This is a genomic window from 'Chrysanthemum coronarium' phytoplasma (assembly GCF_000744065.1).
Classification (GTDB): domain Bacteria; phylum Bacillota_I; class Bacilli_A; order Acholeplasmatales; family Acholeplasmataceae; genus Phytoplasma; species Phytoplasma asteris.
In genome coordinates this window covers 1-2,838 of sequence record NZ_BBIY01000066.1, presented here as the reverse complement: position 1 = coordinate 2,838, position 2,838 = coordinate 1, and the positions used below count along the sequence as shown (strand labels likewise).

Here is a 2,838-nt window from a genome sequence, read left to right as displayed (position 1 = left end):
ACATCAAAAATTGCTTTTTGGTGTCAATTTTAAGGTTTTAAAAAATAATTAAAAATATTCGTTAATTATCATCTTCAGTTTTCAAAGATTAAAAAAATTAATGGTGAAGGGAGGTGGATTCGAACCACCGTACCTTACGGAACAGTTTTACAGACTGCTGCGTTTAGCCACTTCGCTATCCCTCCGAAATTGCTTAACAATTTCAAATTTATTTACCTTAGATATTATAGCACATATAAAAATGAAAAGCAAGCTTTTTTGATTTTTTTTTAAATTTTAATTTGGGTTGTTATTTTTGATAGGAATTTGGGGTTTGGAAAAAGATATTTTGGAATTGGATAATGGTGTTTGAAATATTTTTTTTGCAAAATAAAAAATATATTTATGAAGAAATTATCCTAACTAAATATGTTGCTTTCCAAAAAATGTTTTTTAAAAATTATTTTGCAAACCCTTTATAAAAGGTTTTTATATAAGGATGAAAATTAAGAACTGCAGAAAAAAATATAAAAGTTTTGTTTGTTTGATTAATTGTTGCAAGTATTGATGAAGGAAAAAGTTTTTATAAAGCGTTTCGTTTTAATGCAAAATATTTTTGTTGCATCTTTTTTCTAGTGAGCAAAGTTTGGAAAATAGTATAGGTGTTTCCAACAATCCAATATAAAGACAATATTGGGTTAGAACGCGAGAAAAATACCATCATTAAAATCATAACAAAACTCATAATTTTCATGCTTTTTTCTGATTGTTTAGCTTTTTGTTTTTGTTCTGAAGTCAAATGATAAGAAGGGGTTTTTAAATAATCTGGTTTTTTAAAACTAATTTTATTCAAAATAAACATCGTTGCTCCCACTAAAAAAGAAAGCAAAAAGATAATAAAAGCATTATTGGGATTAGAAGGGTTTAAATTAATGAATCCTAAAAAGGGCTTTTCAATTAATTTATCAGTTGCAAAAATACCTCCAGGAATAATAAAGCGACTTAAGGTTTGATTAATTGCAATAAATAAGGGAAGTTGCAAGAAAGACAATAAAAAGCCCCAAAAAGAAAAATTATTTTTGCGATAAACTTTTAAAATTTCTAACTGCATTTTTTGAGCTGAGGCAGGATCTTTTTTGAGAGCATATTTTTGCTTTACTTTTTCAATTTCGGGCTGAATTAAACTCATATTCATACTCAAAGTACTTGTTTTAGTATAAATAGGCCAAGTTAAAGTACGGATGAAAATAGTAGCTAAAACAATTCCTAACCCTAAGTTGCCAAAAAACATACCAGAAGCACCAGAAACTAAGAAAGTTGAGAAAAAATATAAAAAAGAGCCAATTGAAATTATTAAAACATTCCAAAAATAACCAAACAGGCTCCATTCCAGTCTAGAAGGAAATTGAATTGGAACTGAAGAATTAGTTATAAAAAGTTTTCTAGATATTAAATGGTCGTTATTGTTGTTTGTAAATTTAATATCAATGTTAGATGAATCATTATTGGAAGTGTTTTTGATATTTTCTGCATAATGATCTTTGTCAAAATCTAATTTTATATTTTCTAAAGAAAGAGGGGTTTTATCTTCATATGTTCTAAATTCTAATGCATCTTTTAATTCTTTTTTTTGATATTTATTGTTTTGAATATAATCATCATTAGTGCCTGCAGAAACTGTTAAAAAATCCTTCATTAATTTATTTTTGAATTCGGTTTTTTCTTTATCGTTTTTATTTTTAAAAACATCAGCATCTGGTTTAAAAGTTAAAAAATATTCTTTTTTATTTAATTTAAAAAGATCAAAATTAGAAACATCTTCTACTTCAGGATCTGGTTTTTTCATTAAACCAAAAAAATATTTTGCTTGATTTTTTTTATTTAACATGCCTTTAAATTCGTCTTGCATAGCTATTTGAATTTCTTTCTTTTTGTTATTGATAACATAAACCACAAAAATATCAGCACATTCATTTAATTTAGAATGAGCTTTATTTGTAAAATATTCTTCATATTTTTCGCTACTTTTAAAAACAAAAACTTTGTCCAAAACTTCTATTTTTTCACGCTTTGGAGGAGTAAGGAGCCAAAAAAATAACCCGAATATAAAAATTGCTAAAAATAAAAACTTTTTTTTTGAAGAATGATTTCTAATATCCATTTTAATTAACTCCTTATTTTAGTTATTTGAAAGTAATATGCGAGTTTTAGTAGCAAATTGCAAAAAGAAAGTTTTTAATTGTTGAAAAGTTAGGCTTTTGGATTGAGCTTTAATAACAATAACAAAAAACATTTTGGGGTTAAGGCAAGGAGAAACACTCCTAATAATTGCTCTTAAACGACGTTTAATTAAATTTCTTTCGTGGGCTTTACCATATTTTTTGCCAACACTTAAAGCAAATTTAAAATGAGGAAAGGCAGTTTGTTTGACGTAATAAATAATAAAAAGGGAGTTCCCGTATCTTTTTTTAGATTTAAAAACAGGGGTGATTTCGCTTTCTTTTTTAAGAATATATTTTCTTTTCATCTTCTTAATAACCCTAAAATTCTTAACTTTTATATTCAAAACATCAATTAACCATTTTAAAAAATATAAATTCCACAATTATTAATGATACAATAGCAATAAAAAGAAATTTATCAAAAAAACACCGAAAAAGCGGTGTTTATTTTTGGTTTGAATTAATCAAAATCAAGTTAGTTTGATTTTAAACTGTTAGTTGCAAACGTCCTTTAGATCTTCTTCTAGCAAGAACTTTGCATCCTCCAACAGTTGCCATTCTGGCTCTAAAACCATGAGTTCTTTTTCTTTTGATTTTACTAGGTTGATATGTTCGCTTCATAAAAAAACCTCTTTTC

3 protein-coding genes and 1 tRNA gene are annotated in these 2,838 nt (G+C 26.2%); all 4 read right to left on the bottom strand.

The genetic code is table 11. The annotated features are described in order from the left end of the window. Nucleotides 1–101 precede the first annotated feature (101 nt). Nucleotides 102–185 (bottom strand) — tRNA-Tyr (locus OYV_RS03315). Between the two features lie 377 nt (nucleotides 186–562). Then, nucleotides 563–2,029, bottom strand: a complete 1,467-nt coding sequence (locus OYV_RS03310; protein WP_236620277.1) for a YidC/Oxa1 family membrane protein insertase — start codon at nucleotides 2,027–2,029, stop codon at nucleotides 563–565. Nucleotides 2,030–2,158: 129 nt separating this feature from the next. Next, entirely contained in the window at nucleotides 2,159–2,506 is a 348-nt protein-coding gene (rnpA, locus tag OYV_RS03305) for a ribonuclease P protein component (RefSeq protein WP_042068268.1), read from the bottom strand. A 181-nt stretch (nucleotides 2,507–2,687) separates the two neighbouring features. After that, nucleotides 2,688–2,822, bottom strand: a complete 135-nt coding sequence (gene rpmH, locus OYV_RS03300; protein ID WP_011160622.1) for a 50S ribosomal protein L34 — start codon at nucleotides 2,820–2,822, stop codon at nucleotides 2,688–2,690. Between the last annotated feature and the right edge of the window lie 16 nt (nucleotides 2,823–2,838).

Excerpts from the sequence above, each read along its gene's own strand:
- rpmH (WP_011160622.1), bottom strand. The coding sequence starts at position 2,822 with ATGAAGCGAACATATCAACCTAGTAAAATCAAAAGAAAAAGAACTCAT.
- rnpA (WP_042068268.1), bottom strand. The coding sequence starts at position 2,506 with ATGAAAAGAAAATATATTCTTAAAAAAGAAAGCGAAATCACCCCTGTT.